Here is a 21,426-nt window from a genome sequence, read left to right as displayed (position 1 = left end):
TTGGCGCCAGCATACGTGGCAGAGGTTAACCGTTGATGAATGGTGGCAGGGGCACATGGCGGCGGCAGTGGTGCTGGCCTGCAGCGCCATCGGTGAGTGTGATCACCGCCATGAAATTGAACCGGTACAGCCGCCATTTAGGATTGGAGCAGGATGACTCTGGTATGCTCTTTGAACAATCACATTCAGTTCAGGGATCGATGATGAAGAGAGCAGGGATCGTGATAATGGGGCTGCTGCTGCCATTCGGGCAGGTCTGGAGTGCCGAGGGCGCGGCCACATCCGGTTGGCAGGTGACGCCGTTTTTCGGCTACAGCTCGTCCATTGACTTCGAGAAGAGCGATGAGGTGCAGCCGGTGCCGCTTTCTGCCTCGCTCGATTCACTGCAGGGGCAGAGCTCCGGCAGCTGGGGCCTCTTTATCAGCAAGGAGGTGGATGATCCCGGCATGATCGAGCTGCTCTACAGCCACCAGTCCACCACCCTCTCTCCCGACCAGCCTGATCGCCTGACGGTCGATACCCTGCACTTTGCCGGTGCGCTGACCCTCTCTGACAACCTGATGGCGCCCTATATCGGCGCCGGGATCGGGGTGACCCGTTTCGCCGCCTACGACAGCGAGGTGACCCCCTCCATGTCGCTGGCGCTCGGGGTGCAACCGCGCCTCGCCGAGCATCTGGCGCTGCGGGCCGAGGTGCGCGGCTATGGCTCGCTGGTCAACGACAGCAGCCAGTTTCTCTGCAACCCGGAGCAGTGCGTGTTCAAGGTGCGGGGCGAGCTGGTGACCCAGTGGCAGGCCAATATCGGTCTCACCTTCCGCTTTTAAGCTGCAACAATTTCATGCTGGAAAAAGGGGCCGTATGGCCCCTTTTGTCTGGATGTTTGCTGCAGCGCTCATCATTGCTCCGGCAGATGCTCACGTCCCGTGATTGACCGGGGTTGCCCACACGGCGCAATTTCTGCCCGCCTCCTTGGCGCCATAGAGCGCCTGATCCACCCGCTTGAACAGCGAGATTGCCGACTCCTTAGGCTCGCGGATCCCCACCCCCAAGCTGACTGTCAGGGGATGGGCCGGGTCAGGGGCAATGGCGCGGGTCGCCGCCAGCAGGGTGTTGGCCAGTTGCTGTAAGCGGGCTTCGTTTGCTGCGGGCAGCAGCAGGGCAAACTCCTCTCCGCCGATGCGGGCTGCCAGCGCCCCGGGCGGGCAGTGCTGCTGCAACAGCTCGCCAAACTGCAGCAACACCCGATCCCCGATATCGTGACCGTAGTTGTCATTGATCACCTTGAAGTGATCGAGATCCAGCAGGATGAGCCCCTGGCACTCGCCCTGCTCCAGAAACAGCTGCTGATGAAAGTAGCGCCGGTTTGGCAGGCGGGTCAGATCGTCAAACAGCGCCTGTTGTCTGAACTGGGCGTTGACGTGAAAGAGGTGGTGCATGGTGCTCAGGATGCCGATGCTGCTGAGCAGGATGCCGCTGGATCGCAGCAGATCCTCGGCATAGATGGCGATCCAGAGTGGTTGGGCGACCAGCTCGTCCATGATGTCGGCGGTGGCGCCCATGATCCACAACATCAGGCCGTAGCAGAGCAGGCGATAGGTTCTGGTGGGCAGAGGGGCGCACTGCACCACCCAGAACAGGAACAGCATGGTCAGCCAGTTGATCCCCTCGAAGCCAAAGCTGATGACATGAAGGCGAGCGAACGGGAAATGGGGCAACAGCAACAGATGAAGGACCATGATGACCAGCATCAATCCCCCCAGCAGCATGATGTGGGCACGATGCTCCCGGTCGAGATGGCGGTAGTGGGAGAGTCTGATGTCGAGACGATCGAACTGCATGGTGTTCCTCGGATTGGGCCTGCCATCACCTTGCAAACAAGGGGCTGCGTAATGGTATGCCGTAGTCGGATAACAGGAAGCGGCTGGTCTGTCAGTGTAAACGAGCGGGCCCTCAGCAGGCGATATCGATGACGTCAGCTTGTGGGCTGGCCCCGGGTTTGCGCACTTATGGTGCGCACGTTATCGCCTGCCCTGTGACAGGGCGGCCCTGGGCGGGTTGGCGCAGTCAGCGCGCCATGTTGGTGCAAGCGGGGTTTCGTCGATAGTTAATTTTATGATTTTAAAGGATTTAAATTTATGGCCCGCTTTATGCTTATTATCTGTCAGACGGTCTCTTGCTGTCATCGGCGGCAGACGCAGTGATGAGGAGGTAGCAAGAGACATCCCCGTGCCGGGCACGGGTGTGATTCTGGCGGGTTGCTGCAACACCTTGCGGCTCGCCACAGATTCAATCAGGGAAATGGAGCCGGTCTCGTACCGGTACGACAGGGAAGGAGAGTGCTCTATGGTCAAAAAATGGATGATGGCTGGTCTGACGATGTTGCCTGCCTTGCTGGTTACCCCAAGTTGGGCCGAAGAGGTCGCTCAGGTACAGGCGGCGGTGGCACCGGTTGCCGCCGTGACAATCAACAAGGGTGACAACACCTGGATGCTGCTCTCGGCGGCGCTGGTGATCCTGATGTCGATCCCCGGTCTGGCCCTCTTCTACGGCGGTCTGGTGCGAGCCAAAAACATGCTGAGCGTGCTGATGCAGGTCTTTACCCTGTTCTGCCTCATCTGCGTGCTCTGGGTGATCTACGGCTATTCGCTGGCCTTTACCGAGGGGGGCAATTTCTACGGCTCCTTCAGCAAGGTGCTGCTCAAGGGGGTGACGCCTGACTCCATCGCCGCCACCTTCAGTAAGGGTGTCGGGATCAGCGAGCTGATCTATGTGGTGTTCCAGGGGGCCTTTGCCGCCATCACCTGCGGCCTTATCGTGGGGGCGTTTGCCGAGCGCATCAAGTTCGCTGCCGTGCTGCTCTTCTCGGTGATCTGGTTCACCTTCGCCTATATCCCGCTGGCTCACATGGTGTGGTATTGGGCGGGTCCGGATGCCTATACCAGCGCCGAGGCCGCAGCAACCGCGACCGCCACTGCCGGTTATCTGTTCCAGCATGGTGCGCTGGACTTCGCCGGCGGCACCGTAGTGCACATCAACGCCGCCGTGGCGGGTCTGGTGGGGGCCTATCTGGTGGGCAAGCGTCTGGGCTACGGTCGTGATCCCATGACCCCGCACAGCCTGACCATGACCATGATTGGCGCCTCCCTGCTCTGGTTCGGCTGGTTCGGTTTCAACGCCGGCTCCGCGCTGGAAGCCAACGGTATCGCCGCACTCGCCTTTATCAACACCTGGGTGGCACCGGCTGCGGCAGCGCTGTCATGGACGCTGGCCGAGTGGGTGATGAAAGGACGCCCTTCCCTGCTGGGTGCGGCCTCTGGCGCGGTGTCCGGTCTGGTGGTGATCACCCCGGCGGCCGGTTTCGTCGGAGTGGGCGGTGGTCTGATAATGGGGCTTATCAGTGGTGTGGCGGGTCTGTGGGGTGTCCACGGTCTCAAGCGCCTGCTGGGGGCCGATGACAGTCTGGACGTGTTTGGCGTGCACGGGGTGTGCGGCATTCTCGGCGCCCTGCTGACCGGCGTCTTTGCCAGCCCGGATCTGGGCGGCACCGGGGTGTGGGACTATGTCACCAATCAGGTTGCCGAGGGTTACTCCATCCTGACTCAGGTGAAGATCCAGGCCATCGGGGTTGGTGTCACCATCCTCTGGTCCGGTGCCGTGGCGGCGATTGCCTTCAAGGCGGTCGACATGCTGGTGGGTCTGCGGGTGAACGGCGATGCCGAGCGGGAAGGGCTGGATGTCACTTCCCACGGCGAGAAGGCTTACAGCATGTAATCCTGAACGTCAGATAACAAAAAACCGCCGGTTCCGGCTAATGCCGATCAGTTAAGGATCCATTGACCGATCCTCCTGATGTGTAAAAATCCGAAACCTGTTGATTGGTTTCGGATTTTTTATGCGTATCGTACAGGCTCTCGACTTCCTCCACGCCAGCAATCCCGCTCAGTTTGAGTCACTCTCCGACCTCATTTCCCCCGAGCTCATCACAACTCTGCTCGCCGAAGAGGATGTCGTGACCCTGCGCCGTCGCCGCATGCCCATGGAGCGCCTGGTCTGGGCCATCATCGGCATGGCCATGTTCCGCCATGTCCCCATGACCCAGCTGGTCAATCAGCTCGATATCCTGTTGCCCGGTGACCGTCCCTTTGTTGCCCCCAGCGCCTTCCTGCAAGCCCGCCAAAAGCTCGGGGACAAGAGCATCGAGCGGTTGTTTCACGAGACAGCCTCGCTCTGGCACCAGCAGGCCAATCACCCCGGCTGGGCCGGGCTGCAACTGCTCGCCGTCGATGGCGTGATGTGGCGCACGCCCGATACCCTGGACAATACCGCCGCGTTTGCCAAGCCCGGCACCCAGCATGGCGAGACAGCCTATCCGCAGGTACGCATGCTCTGCCAGATGGAGCTGACCAGTCACCTGCTTGTTCAGGCTGTCATGGAGAGCTGCGCCGTCAACGAGATGGTGCTGGCCGAACAGCTTGTCGCGCGCACGCCGGACCACTCGCTGACCCTGTTCGACAAGGGGTTTTACTCCCTCGGTCTGCTACATGCCTGGCAAACTGCGGGTAGCGAGCGGCACTGGCTGCTGCCGCTCAAAAAGGGCACGCAATACGAGGTGGTACGCAAGCTGGGGCGCCAGGATGTGCTGGTGCGCCTGACGACCAGTCCACAGGCACGCAAGAAGTGGCCACAACTGCCGGATACGGTGGAAGCCCGCTTGCTGACTCGCAACATCAACGGCAAGGAGCGCCAAGTGTTAACCTCGATGGTCGACCCGATGCGCTTCCCGGGGACTGACATCGCTGAACTCTACAGCCATCGCTGGGAAATCGAGTTGGGCTATCGGGAGATGAAGCACAGCCTGCAACAACATCGACTGACCCTGCGTAGCAAGAAGGCGACGGGGATACGGCAAGAGCTGTGGGGCGTGTTGCTGGCGTACAACCTGCTGCGCAGCCAGATGGTGAAGATGGCGGCGAGCCTGAAGGGGTACACGGCGAGTCAGCTGAGTTTTCACATGGCGTCGGTGTATCTCATCCATGAACTGAGCTGCATGCCGTACCTGTCACCGGGTACTATCCCGAAGCGGGTAGCTGACCTGGAGAAACAGGCGGGGCAGTTTGTGCTGCCGGCACGAAGGGAGCGAAGTTACCCCCGCTGCGTGAAGCCAAGGCCACAGAGGTATAGTGTGAAAAAAGCCAATAAAAACAATGCCAGTCAGGCTTAACTGACTGGCATTACCGGTTCCGGCGGTTTTTTTATAACTCGAGCGTGGCGAAACCTGAGTTCACACGCTTAATTCACGACGGCCACGTTGATGCTGCCATTGCCCTGGGTCATGCGCACCCGCGCGCCCGGTACGAAGGTGGGGCTGGCTTTCTGCACCACCACGATGGCTTCGCCGCTCTCTTTCTTGATCTCCAGCTCGACGCCGTCGACCTGATTCACCTTGTTGCCGATGGCGTTGCCTGCCGCTGCACCGGCGATGGCACCACCGGCGGCGGCGATATCGCTGCCCCGGCCACCACCAATGGTGCTACCGAGCAGGCCGCCGACCACGGCGCCGCCAATGGTGCCCACCAGTGAGTTCTCATCGGCCTGGATCTTCACTGGGCGGGTGGAGATGATGGTGCCGTAGCTGACAGTCTGCACCTGTTTGGCGCGGTCTTTGGTGTACACATCGCCGGAGTAAACGTCACTGTTGGCGCATCCGGTGATGGTGGTCGCTGCCAGCAGGGCAATAAGGGTCATACGCTTCAACATGGTGGGCCTCCTGGGCTGCACGTAATTTGAACAATCCGGTTGATGAGTGAACTCTACTCCAACCCCGTCACACATGAAATCGGCAAAATGTAACCAATTATGCGTTCTGTAACCGGTTTTGTCCTTGAATCGCAGCTGTACCGGAGAGCGTTTTCACCAGCAGCAGACGGTCTTCTCCGGGGCCGAAATAGTCGGCGACCTCCGCCTGCAATGTGTAACCGAGCCGGTAGTAGAGGCGCTGGGCCGGATTGACCGGATCGACCGTGAGCCGCAGTTCGCTGATCTGCAGCGCCTGCTGGTTGGCCTCCATCTGGCGCATCATTCGCTCGGCCAGACCGAAACCGCGTGCCTCGGGCAGTACCGCCAGCGAGAGCACCCAGCCTTGCGACCGCTCCTGACCAACGCCACCCAGCACATAACCCACCAGTTGCCCCTCGTACTCGGCCACCAACAGCAGCTCGGGCCACAAGTCCATCGCCTGACGGAAGAAGAAGGCGGGATAGACATCGTCGCCAAAGACCTTGGCATCGATCTGCCAGATGGCGTGCATGTCATGGTGGGTGGCGGGGCGTAGCAGGGGCGGGTTGTGGTGCATCAGGACTCCATCGGCAGCAAGCGGATCAGCAACGCCGCTGACGGTTGGGTCAACGGCAGAAAAGGAGTCATAGGGTAGTGGTCATCCCCTGCCGGATGCAAGGGATTGGCGGTTATGGTGGCAGTGGCCGGCTCTGGGGCTGTTTGGGGGCTTTGCGCAAGCCATCGAGCAGATGACGGAGGGTGAGCCAGGGGTGGCGCAGCAACATGCGCGGGCCGCTCCACTTCATCACCTGCTGGATCTCTTTGCGCATCGCCGGGGCGTAGCAGTGGATCGTGCAGTTGGCGCAGGTGGGTTTGTTGCCGTGGCCATAACGGCAGCGACGAAGGCGCTGATGGGCGAAATCCCGCAACTGGCGACAGTGGCGGCAGTGGGGATCCTGATGATGGTGGTCGCAGTAGAGGCGGATCATGGCGCTGACCGTCTGCTGCTCGCGCATGAGTCTGGGGTGGTCACTCGCCTTTTTGCTGGCTGCGGCGTGTGAGCCCCGGGCTGGGCTGGCATGATGACTTTTCATGGCCGCCATTCTCCTGACCTGCTCGTTCGGGGTGTTGATACAGGTCAAAAGGGGCGATAAAAAAACAGGGCCCGCAGGCCCTGTGTCATCAGATGAGGCTGGTTGCCTGCTCCAGCCAGGCGAGATCTTCGCCCTCGAGCAGCGGGCTCAGGCGGCGGAACACCTCGACGTGGTATTCGTTGATCCAGCGGAATTCGGCCGGGCTCAGCAGGCTGCGGTCGATCAGGCGGGTATCGAACGGCACGTAGGTCAGCCGTTCGAAGCCCAGCATCGGCAGCTCGCCAACCTGTTCCAGCTCGGTCACCACCACCAGGTTTTCGCAGCGGATGCCAAAACCATTTTCGCGGTAGTAGCCCGGCTCGTTGGAGAGCACCATGCCCGGTTGCAGGGCGACCATGCTCCCTTTCGGCGCGATGCGCTGGGGCCCTTCGTGGACGCTCAGGAAGTGGCCGACGCCGTGGCCGGTGCCGTGGTCATAGTTGTAACCGGCTTGCCACAGCGGCATGCGGGCCAGCACGTCGAGCTGGATACCGGCGGTGCCACGGGGGAAGCGGGCCTGATCCAGCGCGATATGGCCCTGCAGCACCCGGGTAAACATCGCTTTCTGCTCGTCGCTCACCTCACCCACCTTGATGGTGCGGGTGATGTCGGTGGTGCCATCCATGTATTGCGCGCCGGAGTCCAGTAGATAGAGGCTGTCCTGGCCGAATGCACGCGGCACACCGTTGGTGTGGTGGTAGTGGCACATGGCGGCGTTGGGGCCGAGCGCGGAGATGGTATCGAAGCTCGGCTCGACGTAGTGCTCCTGCTCGCGGCGGAACGCTTCCACCTGATCGGCCAGAGTGCCTTCATCTATCCCCTCGAACTCGCCGGAGGCGATCAGCCGATCCAGCCAGGCGAGGAAGCGGGTCATGGCCACGCCGTCGCGCAGGTGAGCGGCGCGCATGCCGGTCAGCTCGATCTCGTTCTTGCACGCTTTCGGCAGCATGGTCGGGTCTTGGCCGGCCACCAGAATGGCGCCCGCCTCTTCCATGATGAGCTGGGTCCAGGCGTTGGCGCTGTCCGGATCGGCCAGCACCTTCTGCTGATCTTCACCGATGCGTTGCAGCACGTCGCCCAGCTTGTCGATGGGGTAGACGGAGACGTCTTGGCCTACGTGTTGGGTGAAGGCGAAGCAGTCAATTTTGTCGGTATCGACGAAGAAATCCATGCTGGTGTTGGCGTAGAGCACCGCAAAGCCCAGCACCACCGGCAGCCGGTCGATGTCGCGACCGCGCAGGTTGAGCAGCCAGTTGATGGGCTCGGCCTGGGTCAGCAGCACTGCATCCAGCCCGCGCTTGCGCAGGTCGGCCGCCAGCTGTTCACGTTTGGACTGGCTGGACTGGCCCGCCAGCTCCTCGCTGTAGAGGATGACCGGGCTCTTGGTCGGCTCCGGGCGATCGCTCCAGTGCTGGTCGATAGGGTTCTGCTCGACGCGGATCAGCTCGATACAGCGATCGGCCAGCACCGCTTTGGCATTCTTGTACCAGGTCAGGCTGTGCAGGCGGGCATCGAAGCCAACCCGGGAGCCTGACGGCAGCTGCTCGGCCAGCCACTGGACGTGGGGATCTTCATTGAGGTGGAGGAATTCGAACAGTTCGGCGGGGGTTTGCATCCGCGCCTGCACCGTATAGCGACCATCGACAAAGAGGGCTGCTCGCTGGGTCATGATGATGGCGACCCCGGCAGAGCCGTTGAAACCGGTGATCCAGTCAAGCCGCTCGGCATAGGCGGGGATGTACTCGCCGAGGTGCTCATCATCGTGGGGGACGATAAAGGCGTCCAACTCCTGCATGGCCAGCTCGGCCCTGACTTGGGCGACGCGGGTTTCAATTATCTCGAAATTATTCATGTCGTTAGTGCCAGATGGTTGCTATATGAGTGTTCAGTTTTTATGGCCGCTGGCCAGGATCCGCTTGATCGACTGGCCCGCCGCTTCGATATGCTGTTTGAGCAGCACCACCGCCTCGTGCTTGCGTCGGGCGCGGCACAGTTCCAGCAATTGGGCGTGTTCACGCTCCGCCTTGTCCACGCCGTCGCTGGCAAACAGCAGCTCGAAGCGGACATAGCGGTCACAGCTCAGATTGATCTGGGCGATGAGATCCAGTGCCTGGGGGCGACCGGCTGCCTGATAGAGGGTGGCGTGAAAGCTGTGGTTCAACTCGGCCCAATGTTCGATCTGGGTGCCTGACTCCAGGGCGTGATCAAACTGGGCGAGGATCGCCTCCGCTTGCGCGAAGGTGGCTTCCGTCATCTTGTCGACGGCGTGAAACAGGGTATCGGCTTCCAGCAGTGCTCGCAAATAAAAGAGCTCTTCGATGGCCGAGGCATCCAGCATGGTGACCACGGCGCCGCGATGGGCCTCGAACTTGACCAGCCCCTGTGCCTCCAGCTGCATCAATGCTTCGCGCACCGGAATGCGGCTCACGGCCAGCTCTTTGGCAATGGCATCCTGACGCAAGGGGGCGCCGGCGGGGAACTCCCCACGGAGGATCCGGCCACGGAGGTTTTCCATCACCATCTGGGTTCGGGTCTTGTAGGGTGGGGTCATGGTCGGGTCACGATTGGGCGTTACAAAATTGTATATTGTATAAAGTTTGGCTGAATCTACCCCGTCAGGAGTGGCAAGGCAAGGTTTAGGGGCTCGCCGCCGCGTGGCTGGCGGCGTTCGGGGCTCCATAAAAACAAAAATGCCGGTCAGCGTGGCTGACCGGCATGATGTCACTGATAGGAAGCGGGGCTATTACAGCTGCGGACCTGCCGCAACCAGACGTTTGCCTTCGTCGTTATCGGTGAAGCGCTCGAAGTTCTTGATGAAGCGGCCTGCCAGATCGACGGCCTTGGCATCCCACTCGGCCTTGTCGGCGTAAGTGTCGCGCGGGTCGAGGATCGCCGGGTTCACATCGTGCAGCGCAGTCGGGATCTCCAGATTGAAGATCGGCAGCACCTTGGTCTCGGCCTTCTCGATGGAGCCATCCAGGATGGCGTCGATGATGGCGCGGGTATCCTTGATGGAGATGCGCTTGCCGGTGCCGTTCCAGCCTGTGTTGACCAGATAGGCTTCTGCACCTGCCGCTTCCATCCGTTTCACCAGCTCCTGACCGTACTTGGTCGGGTGCAGGGAGAGGAAGGCGGCGCCGAAGCAGGAGGAGAAGGTCGGGGTCGGCTCGGTGATGCCGCGCTCGGTACCGGCCAGTTTGGCGGTGAAGCCAGACAGGAAGTGGTACTTGGTCTGCTCCTTGGTCAGTTTGGAGACCGGGGGCAGCACGCCGAAGGCATCGGCAGTCAGGAAGATCACCTTGGTGGCGTGACCTGCCTTGGAGACCGGCTTGACGATGTTGTCGATGTGATAGATGGGGTAGGAGACGCGGGTGTTCTCGGTCTTGGAGCCATCATCGAAGTCGATGGTGCCATCGGCAGCAACGGTCACGTTCTCCAGCAGCGCATCGCGACGGATGGCGTGGTAGATGTCCGGCTCTGCCTCTTCGGAGAGCTTGATGGTCTTGGCGTAGCAGCCACCTTCGAAGTTGAATACGCCGTCATCGTCCCAGCCGTGCTCGTCATCGCCGATCAGCTGACGCTTGGGATCGGTGGAGAGGGTGGTCTTGCCGGTACCGGAGAGGCCGAAGAAGATGGCGACGTCGCCGTCCTGACCCACGTTGGCGGAGCAGTGCATGGAGGCAATGCCGCGCAGGGGCAGGAAGTAGTTCATCATCGAGAACATGCCCTTCTTCATCTCGCCACCGTACCAGGTGCCGCCGATGAGCTGGATCTTCTCGGTCAGGTTGAAGGCAACAAAGTTCTCGGAGTTGAGGCCTTGCTCCTTCCAGTTCGGGTTGGTGCATTTGGCACCGTTCATCACCACGAAGTCAGGCTTGAAGGTTTTCAGCTCTTCATCGCTCGGGCGGATGAACATGTTCTTCACGAAGTGAGCCTGCCAGGCCACCTCGGTGATGACGCGCACGGCCAGACGGGTATCCGGGTTGGCACCGCAGAAGCCGTCGACCACAAACAGACGCTTGCCGGAGAGCTGTTTGGTGACCAGCGCTTTCAGATGTGACCACACTTCCGGGCTAATGGCTTTGTTATCGTTTTTACCCTGGTCAGACCACCATACAGTGTTCTGGGTAGTGGCATCTTTGACGATATATTTATCTTTCGGGGAGCGACCGGTGAAGATACCGGTGTTGACGTTGACGGCGCCCAGCTCGGTCACCACACCGCGCTCGAACCCTTCCAGGTCAGAACGTGTCTCTTCCGCGAAAAGCTGGTCGTAAGAGGGGTTGCGAACGATTTCTTGGCTGTTTGTGATGCCGTACTGGTCCAGTCCTAATTGTTGGGCCAGGGTGGGTTCTGCCACGATTGTCATTGTATTCTCCTGGGTTCAGAGGTTGGTAGGGTTCTATCTGACGGTCATCCTATCACTTAGGTGGTAGAGTTTAGCGATCGCCATCAAACTTTATAAAATAGGGTATTTTTTTGTTATTAAAGTTAAAGGCGGGTTTTGCCCGCCTTTAATTAGTGTAACTGGTTTGCATCATTGCCGGGAGCCCTGCTGAACAGGGTTTCGACATCGATCCCATTAAATTGGTACTGGGCGCCGCAATAATCACAGTGCATGTCGATCTTGCCGAGCTCCTGCACCATCTCCATCACCTCTTCCTTTTCTATCTGCAACAGGGCCCCTTCGCAGCGCTCGCGGGAGCAGGTGCAACGGAACTCGACCGCCTGCGGATCGAACACCCGTACCTTGTCCTGATGGTAGAGACGGTAGAGGATCTCTTCCGCTTCCAGCCCGAACAGCTCTTCATCCTTGATGGTGCTGGTGAGCTGGGTCAGGTGATCGAAATCGTTGCTGTGATCCTCGCTCTGGGCGGGCAGCTCCTGCAGCATGATGCCGGCGGCACGCGGTACACCTTCGTGGTAGCCGGTGCGGATCCACAACTTGGTCGCCAGCTGTTCGGAGCGGGCGAAGTAGTGCTCCAGGCAGCCTGCCAGGGTGTCGGCGTCCAGCGCGATGATGCCCTGATAGCGCTCGCCCTGTTCCGGGGTGATGGTGATGATCAGCTGGCCATTGCCGATCAGGCTCTGCAGCTTGCCATCGCTCGGCAGCTCGCCTTCATAGCGGGCCACACCGCGCAGTTGCTGGTTGTTGTCACCGTTGATCACGGCCAGACGCACCGGGCCATCGCCCTGCAGCTGTACGGTAATGGAGCCTTCAAACTTGAGGGTGGCGGTCAGCAGGCTGGTGGCGACCAGCAGCTCGCCCAGCAGTTTTTGCACCTGCACCGGGTAGTTCTGGGCTTCCACCACGTGGCGGTAGGTGTGATCCAGCTGGACCAGCTCGCCACGCACTTCGTACTCTTCAAACAGATAGCGATACAGCAGATCTTGGTTGCTCATCATGTATTCCTGGCTTTTCGGTGAGGTAAATCGGGCGGGCTGGGGTTGCTGCCAGCCCGGTATCAAATCGGGGTCGGTCAGTACTGTTTGACCTTGAGCAACTGGCGTCGCTCCTGCTTGTCGGGGCGGCGCTCGGGGCTGGGGGCAAACTGGCTGTTGAAGCGACGTGCCTCGCTGTTCTCGGCCCGTTTTTTCAGGCTCTCGGCGGTCTCTTCATAGAGCTGCTGGGCCAGTGGGGCCGATTTGCGCTGCTCGCTCAAGGCCAGCACCCGCACTTCGCGCTCGTCCTGCCCCTGCCAGAAGCGGATCAGAGCACCCACTTCCACCTGTTTGCCCGGTTTGCTGCGCTGACCATTGTAGTGCACCTTGCCCCCGTCTATCTGATCCCGCGCCACGGAGCGGGTCTTGTAGAAACGGGCCGCCCACAGCCACTTGTCGAGACGAACCTCGAGGGCACTTTCTGCATGATTGGGCATGAACAGGCTCCATAACGGGGAAAAGAGGTGGTCGATTATACCAGAGCACGGGGTCGGGATAGAAACCGGGCAGCCGCCGCGCGGGGCGCAAACCATGTCAAGGTGATGCAACATATGGGCAGTTTGCTGATTCACAAGGGAAAGCCGGTGCTTTATCGGGCATTCATGGGGCAGGGAAGGGCCTTCATACCGCGCATATAACGCTGCCGCCCCTGTTGGGAGCGGCAGCATTCACATCTATCGACCACGGCAGAGTCAGAAGTGATCGTGCTGATCCGGCTTCTTCTGGTCGTGCGGACCTTCGCTGTGGGCGATGGCGGTACGAATGAGATCAACCCCGGCGCGGATAATTAGCACCCCCATGTTGACCAGCTTGACGCAGACCCACATGAAGGTGATGAGCAGGATCAGCTTGAGCACGGTCTGGAACGCTTCCAGGAAGTTCTGCTCCAGCTGGGAGGTCAGGCCGTTGGCGCTGGTCATCAGCCAGGTGTAGACCTCGCGTACGAACGGGATGCGGCTTGGCATCTCCAGCACATCCAGTGCGGCAGGGAGCGCCTGGAAGATGACGATGCTGCCGAACAGGATCAAAATGACACCGATGGCGATGCCGAGGAAAAAGCCGAACTGTCTCATGGAGGGCTCCAGCATTTGCTGCATGAAATTGAAGATAGCCGCCAATAGTAGGGAGTGCCCCGCTTCATCGCAATCTTCCGTGCACCGCCATCGCGGCGGGAACGGCGGCGATCCGGCCGCTACCATTGCCCAACTATCTGATTTCTGGGAGGCTTGTCGCCATTACGCATAGGGAAAGCAAATTGATGTCGAGAACCCTCTTTTTACTGTTGCTGGCGCTGATTGCCGTAGTGCCTGCGGTGAGTGCCGAACCGGCGGCTCCCTCGGCACCCTCGGCGGCAGCCTGCGCCATCCGCCATCAGGATCAACTGTTGCTGGTGCAGGATCGCATCTCCTCCCGCTACAGCCTGAGCGGCGGCTATATCGATGGCGGCGAGAGCCCGCAACAGGCGGCGCTGCGCGAACTCCATGAAGAGACCGGCTTGCAGGGCGAAATCGTCGAGGATCTTGGCCGCTGGCAGAAAGCGCAGGTCTTTGCCTGCCGCACCTTGGAACCGATTGTCGCCCAGCAAGACTCTGCGTTTGTCTCGATCCTGACGGCCCCCAATCTGGGGGGCGAGATCCTCAACGCCCGGCTGATCGCCACCGACCAGCTCCCCCGCGAGCAGCGCCGCTTCCCGGATCAGCTCGACTGGCTGCAATCCCGGCTTGAACAGGTGCCCGAGAGCGAGGTGCGCTGGCAGGCCGATTTCGTGGCGCAGGGCAATGCGCTGCATCAGGCCGAGATCCCGCTGATGATGCGTCTGCAGCAGTGGCTGGGGCCGGATGTCTGGTGGCTGTCGGTCAGCAATCTGTTTGGTTCAGGCGGCTTTCAGCTTGCCCTGATACCTTTGCTGCTCCCGCTGTTGGGGTGGCCACGGCTGCGCCAGCTGCTGTTCGCCATGCTGTGGCTCGGGCTGCTGGTGCAGGTGAGCAAGGAGGGGATCGGCTGGCCGCGCCCCTTCCATCTGCAACCGCTGCTGGCGACTCACAGTGCTCAGGGCTTTGGCATGCCGAGCGGCCATACCGCCTCGGCGCTGCTGTTCTGGGGGGCGCTGCTTGGCTGGCTGTGGCCGACGCACCGCTGGCGGGCGCTCTCACTGGCCTTGCTGCTGGCGCTGGTCACAGGTCTGGCGCGGGTCTGGCTCGGGGTACACTTTATCTCTGACGTGGCGGCGGGCCTGCTGATCGGTGCCTTGCTGCTGGCTGCTCGCCCCTGCTGGCGTGCCGATGGGCATGCGGTTGGCTGGCTGCTGCTGATTGCCGCCGCGCTGGCGCTCGGGGGACTGACCCAATCTGCCCATCTGACCGGGATCGGCCTGACGGCGCTCGGGCTCTGGATGGGCGGTTTGCTTACCCTGAGTCGCGGCGGTTATCCCCCCATCCTGACCTGCGCAGTCACGCTGGCGGGGGGCGCGGTGATCGGGGCCGGGCTGTGGGCGGTGCCGCTGCTGACCAGCAGTTCGCTTAACATCCTGCTCGGCCAGTTATCGCTCTTTTTCGGGCTGGGGCTCTGGTTGAGCGCGGGCCTCTGGTGGATACTCTCTTTCTTGAAATGCGACACACGACCCAAGGGCAACGGCTCTGACAAGGGAACTCTATGAATGTGAAAAAAGTGGATTTGGCCAAGACAACCCTGGGGGTGCTGTTTATCAGCCTCCTGATTATCTCCTGTTTCTTGGTGTTGCAGCCCTTCCTGCCAGCACTGGTGTGGGCCACCATGATCACCATCGCCACCTGGCCGCTGATGCTGATGATGCAGCGCCTGCTGTGGGGCAAGCGTTCGCTGGCGGCCCTGTTTATGACGCTGGTGCTGCTGCTGATATTTGTCATCCCGCTCTTTATGACGCTGGCCAATGTGGCGGAGAAGGCCCCCATGCTGATCGAGCTGGGCACCCATATCAGCCAGTCGCCGCCACCGGAGCTGCTCTGGCTGCAACAGATCCCGCTGGTGGGTACCAAGTTGTATGAGTTCTGGCAGCAAATTCTGGCGAGTGGTGGTCAGGTGCTGTTTGCCAAGCTGGCGCCCTATTTCGGTCAGACCGCCCGCTGGCTGGCCTCTCAGGCCGGTAATCTGGGGCTGCTGTTCGTTCACTTCCTGCTGACGGTCGGTATCTGCGGCCTGCTCTATCACTCAGGTGAAGTGGTGGCGACCGGTATTCGCCGCTTTGCCCACCGGCTGGCGGGCCAACGGGGTGACAATGCCACTGTGCTCGCGTCACAGGCGATCCGCGCCGTGGCGATGGGGGTGGTGGTGACCGCGCTGGTGCAATCCACGGTGGCCGGTGTCGGCCTGCTGATTGCCGGTATCCCCTACGCCATGATTTTGGTGGTGGTGATGTTCCTGCTGATCGTCGCCCAGATCGGCCCCTTCCCGGTGTTGCTGGCCTGTATCGGCTACCTCTACTGGAGCGGCGACACCACCTGGGGCACCTTCCTGCTGGTGTGGTCACTGTTTGCGGGCACCATGGACAACTTCCTGCGCCCCTTCCTGATCAAACGCGGCGCCAATCTGCCGCTGATCCTGATTCTGGTGGGTGTTATCGGCGGCTTGCTGACCATGGGGATCATCGGTCTGTTTATCGGCCCCGTGGTGCTGGCGGTGGGCTACACCCTGCTGGATGCCTGGATCAAGGAAGATGACCAACCGGCGGCCGCTGCGGTTGAAGCGCCCAAGGCCCAATAACGATTCAGTAAAAAGACGATTCAGCCAGCAATCGCTGATGCAAAGAGCCGCCCATAAGGGCGGCTCTTTTGTTTATTGCCGTCCCATGCCGGTTCGATTGGCGAAGCGTGATCGGACGCTCGAGATGCCGCTGTTCCGGCGTTTCCGTGAATCAGCGGCATCTGCCAGAGGGGAAATATTGGTACCCGTTATATCGGAGAAATTGATTTGCGCGAGCGACCTATTACGCCTTGCGGCTAATCGAACCTGCGGGTTAATATATGCTCACTCAATATTAATATTGATCTTTCCACTCTCATTTTTTATTAGATGGTAACTTTTTGGATAGTTTTCTCCGACGGCTTTATATATGTCAACAACATCTAATATATTTATGAAGTAGATGGACTTCTTGCGCTGATAGTCAGAGCAGATAAAAAAACCTACTAGTGACTTACCGTCCGGTATGACAGGAAGGAAATAATAACTGTGGATAAACTGATTGCAAATATCAGCAATTGATATGTTAATATGATTATATTTTTTGAAATCAAACTCTTTTGACGGATTATCAATTAATGAAATGTTAAATTGACTATTTTTGGGGAATTCAATGACTTTGTAACTCTTGCCAGAAACAGAACTGGAGACTTTTTTTGATTCAATTAGCTTGCGAATAGAGTAAAATCCAAGAAAAATTTATTTTTCAACCGCAAACAATGAGCGTTGGCTCCATCTTCGTTGGGCCAACCTTAGACCTACCTTTTGAGCTAGCTTTAGCAGCTCATCTTTCCAAAATAAAGAATCTGAGATCAAAACCATCTCCTGAAAATATTTATGTAATTAGGTGGAAAGCAGCATCGATCCGTTAATAGAGCATTGTAATAACATCAACCAGATCTGATAACTGCCATGTAAAAAATAATAATGTTACCAGTCTACCTCGAACGCTAATGGAAATCGCTACCGAGACTCTGCTTCTTGAGTAACTCGGTAGTGTGATCGCGGTGACACCCCGTATGGCATCACTGGCCAAGATTTAGGGTGGCGGGTCAGGGGCTCGTGGTTAACAACAATGGGTATGGCGATATAACCCGGGGCGGGGCAACGCCCCGGGTTATCAGTGGGTAGGGGAGGGTCAGGCCGGTTGGTGCAGGGTGATGCAGTGAATGCCACCGCCACCGGCGGCGACCGGATCAATATTGATCTGCACGATTTGGCGGCCGGGGTAGAGCCTGGCCAGCAGATCGTGGCAGTAGCGGTCGGCGGCCTTGTCGCCAAACTCGGGGGCGATCACCGCGCCATTGATCGGCAGATAGTTGATATAACCGGCGGCAAAGTCGCGGCTGCGGCTAAAGCGGTTGTCCCGCACATCGAGCGGTGGCGGCAACATATGCAGCTCCAGCTTGTTGCCGTCCGCATCGGTGGCCTGCTTGAGGATGGCCAGATGCTGGCGGGTCACCTGGTAGTCGTGGGATGCCGGATCGTTGTCCAGATTGACCACTACCACCCCGGGGCGGACAAAGCGGGCATAAAAATCGACGTGGGCATCGGTGATGTCCTTGCCCTTGATACCCGGCAGCCAGATGATTTTGCGCAGCCCCAGATTGGCTTTCAGCTCCGCCTCCAGTTGCGCTTTGCTCACACCTGGATTGCGGTTGCTGTTGAGCCAGCAGCTCTCGGTCATGATGGCGGTGCCGTTGCCATCCACCTCGATGCCGCCCCCCTCGCCAGTCAGCTTGCTCTGCAGATAGTGGGCATCCGCCTGCTTGCTGACCAGCTCGGCGACGCCCGCATCCTGTTCGTGCTCCTGCTTGTCACCCCAGCCGTTGAAGTTGAAATCCACCAGCCCCAGCTCCCCTTCGCCATTCTGAACGAAGACGCCGCCGGTATCGCGCAGCCAGATATCGTCCAGCTCTGCGACGATAAAGCGGGTGTTCTGCTCGCCACAGAGCTTGCGGGCCAGCGCCTCCTCCTCTTCGCGGCAGAGCACGCTCACCTTGGTGTAAGGGGTCATGGCTTGAACCAGCCGCCCGATGGTGGCCTGCACTTCCTTGTAGTCGCGACCCCAGATATCGGCACTGGCGGCAAAGGCGACCCAGACCTGCGTCTGAGGGGCGGCTTCATCGGGCATATGGAATTGCTCGCCGCTGGCAGCATCCTCACCGGCATTGCCGCTGGCCGCGTGGGCCTTGCCCGGCAGATTGCCGAGCCCGGCCAGCACGCCAATGGCGGCCAGCTGTTTCAATACGTTGCGTCGGGATGGCATGAAAAACTCCTTGGATGAGGGCGCTCTTTGCTGTCGCTGAATGACCGGAAGTGACAAGCGCTGTTAATCGAATTGCGTTGAGTAATAGACTATCCGTGGCCGTAGCGGCGAACAAACGATCAATTTTCCGTAAATGTGATAAGTGGAGCTAATCAATGGTGTTCAAGCAGTGGCCCCCGCTCAACGTGCTGCGGGGCTTTGAGGCGGCGGCCAGACTCGGCAGTTTTCATCAGGCGGCGCAGGAGCTGCACCTGACCCAGTCCGCCATCAGCCAGCAGATCCGCTCGCTGGAGGAGCTGCTCGGCCAGCCGCTGTTTCACCGGCAGGGGCGTTCGGTCGCGCTGACCGATGCGGGGCAGGATCTGCTGGAGACCACCCAGAGCGTGCTGTTGCAGCTGGCGATGGGGATCCAGCGGTTGGAGCAGTACCGCAAACCGAACCAGCTGGTGCTCAACACCAGCACCGCCATCGCCCGCCACTGGCTGCTGCCGCGATTGGGGGAGTTTCATCGCCTGTATCCCGACATCGATCTCTGGCTGTTCACCAGCGATGAAGAGCCCGACATGGCCGAGCAGACCGTTGATCTCGCCCTGCGCTGGGATCTCGCGCCGCAGGCCGAGTGTCGCCATCAGCACCTGCTGGCGGATCGCTTGCTGCCGGTGGCCACCGCAACCGTGCTGTCCCGGCCCGCGGAGGAGCGCACTACCCTGCACGGCGAGCGGGAGCTGGATTGGCATCACTGGACGCTGAGAGGAGGGGAGGATCTGCATCTGCAGACCCGGGGGCTCAACTTCTCCGATCCCGGCCTGCTGCTGGAGGCCGCCAGCGCCGGACTCGGTGTGGCGCTGGTGAGCGAACTGCTCTCCCGTCCGGCCCGTCAGCAGGGGTTGCTGTTGCCGCTCTCTGCCCATCGGGTCAAGGGGCCGCAGTGGGATCTGCTGGTGCATCAGGAGAGCGAGGGGATGCCGGAGTGCCGCGCATTCTGTCACTGGCTCGGCCAGCAATTTGCCGACGGTGAGCTCGAGCGGGAAGATGACGGGCTTGCCACCCTCTGAGGCAGGTCACTGAATTGGGGGCGCTGGCGTGGTTAAATGGTCGGCTCACATCTTGCCGGATATTGCTGTGACCATGCCATCTGACCTTCAGCCGCTGCTCGCTTGGCCTGACTATCTGCAGGCATCCTGGCTGCGCTGCGCCCACCAGACCAGCGCCACCCTCTGGCATCCGCCCCACAGCGCCAAGGGCCAGACCTTGCAGAGCCTGCGCCAGCGCAAGCGGGACTTGCTCACTACCGGCGAGATGGCCCTCGAAGATCTCTACGAATTTATGGAGGGGCGTCCCTGCGCCCTGCTGCTCACCGACGAAAGCGGCTGCCTGCTGGCCCGGACCGGCCACCCCGACACCCTGCGCGAGCTGGCGGCGTTGGGGTTTGGCCCCGGCGCCTTTTTCAGCGAGGGGCGCATCGGCACCAATGCCATCAATCTGGCGGCGCTGGAGGGAGTGCCGCTCTGCGTCAGCGGCCCCCAGCACTTCAACCAGACCCTGCACCCGTGGCACAGCTGTGCCAGTCCGGTCTACAACAGCAATGGCCGTCAGGTCGCCATCATCGCTTTGATCTGCAAGGTGGAGGAGGCGAGCGCCGGCGATCTGGCGCTCACCGTCAGCGCGGGGCGCGAGCTGGCCCATCTGCTGCAGATGGAGACCCTGATGCAGGAGTCCCAGCATCACCTGAGCGAACTTTACGCCCTGCTCGATGGTATGGATGACGGCGTGCTGGCCTGGGATCCGCAGGGCCGACTGCGCTACCTCAACGCGCTGGCGGCACACCGGCTGCGGCTCGATCCGGCGCTCTGTCTCGGCCAGCCGCTGGAGCAGCACCTGCTGCTGCCCCAGCGGTTGCAGCTGGCCATCAAGGGGCAGACGCCACTGAGTCATGTGGAGGTGACGCTGGAGCGGCTCGGCGCTCAGCAGGGGGAGTTTATCAATGCGCTGGTGAGCCTCAAGCCGCTGCCGGGGCCGGAGGGGGTCAGCTTTATCGCCCTGCTGCACCCGGTCGATCGGCTGCGGGCCATTCACCAGCTACGGCAGACGGTGCCCGAGCTGTCGGCGCTGGTGGGCGAGTCGAGCGCTATGCGCAAGCTGCTGCGCTATGCCCGGCAGGCGGCCCAGAGTCAGGGGCCGATCCTGCTGCGCGGCGAGGAGGAGGTGGGCAAGGCCCAGCTGGCGGAGGCCATTCACTTTGGCAGCGAGCGGGCCGCCGGGCCGCTCATTACCCTCAACTGCAAGGCGCTGCCGAGCGAGCGGATGGCGCTGGAGCTGATGGGCTCCGATGAGGCGGGGCAGGAGCGGGCAGGCAAGTTCGAGCTGGCCCACGGCGGCACCCTGGTGCTGGAGCAGGTGGAGTGTCTCTCTGCCCCCATGCAGGCGGCGCTGCTGCAACTGCTCAAGACCGGCCGCATCCAGCGCTTCGATTCGGCCCGTATCCTGCCGCTCAAGGTGCGGATCATCGCCACCAGCAGCGCCCCGCTGGAGCAACTGGTGCAGGAGGGGCTGTTTGGCCGCCAGCTGCTCTATGCGCTGCAGGCGTGCGAGCTATGGCTGCCGGGGCTGCGTGAGCGCGCGGCCGATCTGCCGGGCCTTATCAGCCAGCAGCTAGGGGCGCAGGGGCGCGAGCCGGTGCGCCAGTTCAGTCCGGCGGCCCTCGACTGTCTGCTCGCCTATCCCTGGCCCGGCAATCTGGGGGAGCTGCGCAGTGCGGTGGAGCATGCGCTGCTTCATGCCGGTCAGGGGCCGATCCCGCCTGAGGCGCTGCCTGCCGCCATTCGTCACGGCTATCAGCAGGTGGCGGACGAGGTGGTGGGGCAACCGCTGCTCACGCTTGCAGAGCTGGAGCGGCAGGCCATTTTGCGCTGCGCCCACGCCTGCAAGGGGCAGGTGAGCCAGATGGCCCAGCATCTTGGCATCAGCCGCACCACCCTCTGGCGGCGGCTCAAATTGCTCGAGATCGATCCCGCCGACTATCACGGCTAACGCCGACCTGAACCGTCGCCAAGCAGCCCGCTGAAAACGAAACGGCCCCGCAGTTGCGGG

18 protein-coding genes are annotated in these 21,426 nt (G+C 60.8%); 7 read left to right on the top strand and 11 right to left on the bottom strand.

Going from position 1 to position 21,426, the window contains the following annotated elements; all coding sequences use genetic code 11:
• Positions 1 to 203 precede the first annotated feature (203 nt).
• Positions 204 to 824 (top strand): outer membrane beta-barrel protein, encoded by a 621-nt coding sequence (locus I6G90_RS13710; protein ID WP_111809252.1) that lies wholly within the window; start codon positions 204 to 206, stop codon positions 822 to 824.
• Between the two features lie 90 nt (positions 825 to 914).
• Here I6G90_RS13710 and I6G90_RS13705 read toward each other — a convergent pair whose 3' ends face one another.
• Complete coding sequence (locus I6G90_RS13705) at positions 915 to 1,838, bottom strand: GGDEF domain-containing protein (RefSeq protein ID WP_197927938.1); 924 nt, start codon at positions 1,836 to 1,838, stop codon at positions 915 to 917.
• A 505-nt stretch (positions 1,839 to 2,343) separates the two neighbouring features.
• Between I6G90_RS13705 and amt the strand changes: the two genes are divergently transcribed.
• Together amt and I6G90_RS13695 are read left to right on the top strand one after the other, a co-directional pair.
• On the top strand, positions 2,344 to 3,771 hold the full coding sequence (gene amt / locus I6G90_RS13700) for an ammonium transporter (protein WP_042655723.1): 1,428 nt from the start codon (positions 2,344 to 2,346) through the stop codon (positions 3,769 to 3,771).
• Between the two features lie 121 nt (positions 3,772 to 3,892).
• Positions 3,893 to 5,221 carry an IS4 family transposase gene (locus I6G90_RS13695; RefSeq protein WP_197927937.1) on the top strand — a complete coding sequence of 443 codons (1,329 nt, stop codon included), beginning with the start codon at positions 3,893 to 3,895 and terminating at the stop codon, positions 5,219 to 5,221.
• Positions 5,222 to 5,289: 68 nt separating this feature from the next.
• On the opposite strand, the gene I6G90_RS13690 is transcribed toward I6G90_RS13695, so the two are convergent.
• The 9 genes from I6G90_RS13690 to I6G90_RS13650 form a co-directional block, all read right to left on the bottom strand.
• Positions 5,290 to 5,757, bottom strand: a complete 468-nt coding sequence (locus tag I6G90_RS13690) for an outer membrane lipoprotein (RefSeq protein WP_182938355.1) — start codon at positions 5,755 to 5,757, stop codon at positions 5,290 to 5,292.
• 97 nt (positions 5,758 to 5,854) lie between these two features.
• Positions 5,855 to 6,352: a GNAT family N-acetyltransferase gene (locus tag I6G90_RS13685; protein ID WP_139710731.1), complete on the bottom strand. Its 498-nt coding sequence runs from the start codon at positions 6,350 to 6,352 to the stop codon at positions 5,855 to 5,857.
• A gap of 112 nt (positions 6,353 to 6,464) precedes the next feature.
• Positions 6,465 to 6,869 (bottom strand): nitrous oxide-stimulated promoter family protein, encoded by a 405-nt coding sequence (locus I6G90_RS13680; RefSeq protein WP_197927936.1) that lies wholly within the window; start codon positions 6,867 to 6,869, stop codon positions 6,465 to 6,467.
• A gap of 88 nt (positions 6,870 to 6,957) precedes the next feature.
• Positions 6,958 to 8,760 carry an aminopeptidase P family protein gene (locus I6G90_RS13675; protein WP_197927935.1) on the bottom strand — a complete coding sequence of 601 codons (1,803 nt, stop codon included), beginning with the start codon at positions 8,758 to 8,760 and terminating at the stop codon, positions 6,958 to 6,960.
• 33 nt (positions 8,761 to 8,793) lie between these two features.
• Positions 8,794 to 9,459: a GntR family transcriptional regulator gene (locus I6G90_RS13670; protein WP_042062182.1), complete on the bottom strand. Its 666-nt coding sequence runs from the start codon at positions 9,457 to 9,459 to the stop codon at positions 8,794 to 8,796.
• A 192-nt stretch (positions 9,460 to 9,651) separates the two neighbouring features.
• The gene (pckA, locus tag I6G90_RS13665; RefSeq protein ID WP_058054150.1) at positions 9,652 to 11,277 is read right to left on the bottom strand and encodes a phosphoenolpyruvate carboxykinase (ATP); all 1,626 of its coding nucleotides are present in this window, start codon (positions 11,275 to 11,277) and stop codon (positions 9,652 to 9,654) included.
• 149 nt (positions 11,278 to 11,426) lie between these two features.
• Positions 11,427 to 12,311, bottom strand: coding sequence for an Hsp33 family molecular chaperone HslO (hslO, locus tag I6G90_RS13660; RefSeq protein WP_197927934.1), 885 nt, complete (start codon positions 12,309 to 12,311; stop codon positions 11,427 to 11,429).
• Between the two features lie 77 nt (positions 12,312 to 12,388).
• Complete coding sequence (gene hslR / locus I6G90_RS13655) at positions 12,389 to 12,787, bottom strand: ribosome-associated heat shock protein Hsp15 (RefSeq protein ID WP_005356527.1); 399 nt, start codon at positions 12,785 to 12,787, stop codon at positions 12,389 to 12,391.
• Between the two features lie 255 nt (positions 12,788 to 13,042).
• A complete protein-coding gene (locus I6G90_RS13650; protein ID WP_042655745.1) occupies positions 13,043 to 13,423 on the bottom strand; it encodes a hypothetical protein in 381 nt (126 codons plus the stop codon).
• A 185-nt stretch (positions 13,424 to 13,608) separates the two neighbouring features.
• On the opposite strand from I6G90_RS13650, the gene I6G90_RS13645 reads away from it, so the two are divergent.
• The gene (locus I6G90_RS13645; protein WP_197927933.1) at positions 13,609 to 15,006 is read left to right on the top strand and encodes a phosphatase PAP2 family protein; all 1,398 of its coding nucleotides are present in this window, start codon (positions 13,609 to 13,611) and stop codon (positions 15,004 to 15,006) included.
• Positions 15,003 to 16,088 (top strand): AI-2E family transporter YdiK, encoded by a 1,086-nt coding sequence (gene ydiK / locus I6G90_RS13640; RefSeq protein ID WP_075112810.1) that lies wholly within the window; start codon positions 15,003 to 15,005, stop codon positions 16,086 to 16,088. The genes I6G90_RS13645 and ydiK overlap by 4 nt, the downstream gene beginning before the upstream one ends.
• A 1,117-nt stretch (positions 16,089 to 17,205) precedes the next feature.
• Here ydiK and I6G90_RS13635 read toward each other — a convergent pair.
• On the bottom strand, positions 17,206 to 18,336 hold the full coding sequence (locus I6G90_RS13635) for an agmatine deiminase family protein (RefSeq protein ID WP_197927932.1): 1,131 nt from the start codon (positions 18,334 to 18,336) through the stop codon (positions 17,206 to 17,208).
• A 155-nt stretch (positions 18,337 to 18,491) separates the two neighbouring features.
• Between I6G90_RS13635 and I6G90_RS13630 the strand changes: the two genes are divergently transcribed.
• Positions 18,492 to 19,391, top strand: coding sequence for a LysR family transcriptional regulator (locus tag I6G90_RS13630; RefSeq protein WP_197927931.1), 900 nt, complete (start codon positions 18,492 to 18,494; stop codon positions 19,389 to 19,391).
• 73 nt (positions 19,392 to 19,464) lie between these two features.
• The gene (gene dhaR / locus I6G90_RS13625; protein ID WP_197927930.1) at positions 19,465 to 21,366 is read left to right on the top strand and encodes a dihydroxyacetone kinase operon transcriptional regulator DhaR; all 1,902 of its coding nucleotides are present in this window, start codon (positions 19,465 to 19,467) and stop codon (positions 21,364 to 21,366) included.
• Positions 21,367 to 21,426: the final 60 nt, after the last annotated feature.

Source organism: Aeromonas allosaccharophila, assembly GCF_016026615.1.
In the GTDB taxonomy this organism is placed as follows: domain Bacteria; phylum Pseudomonadota; class Gammaproteobacteria; order Enterobacterales; family Aeromonadaceae; genus Aeromonas; species Aeromonas allosaccharophila.
This window is presented reverse-complemented; position numbering and strand designations above follow the sequence as displayed.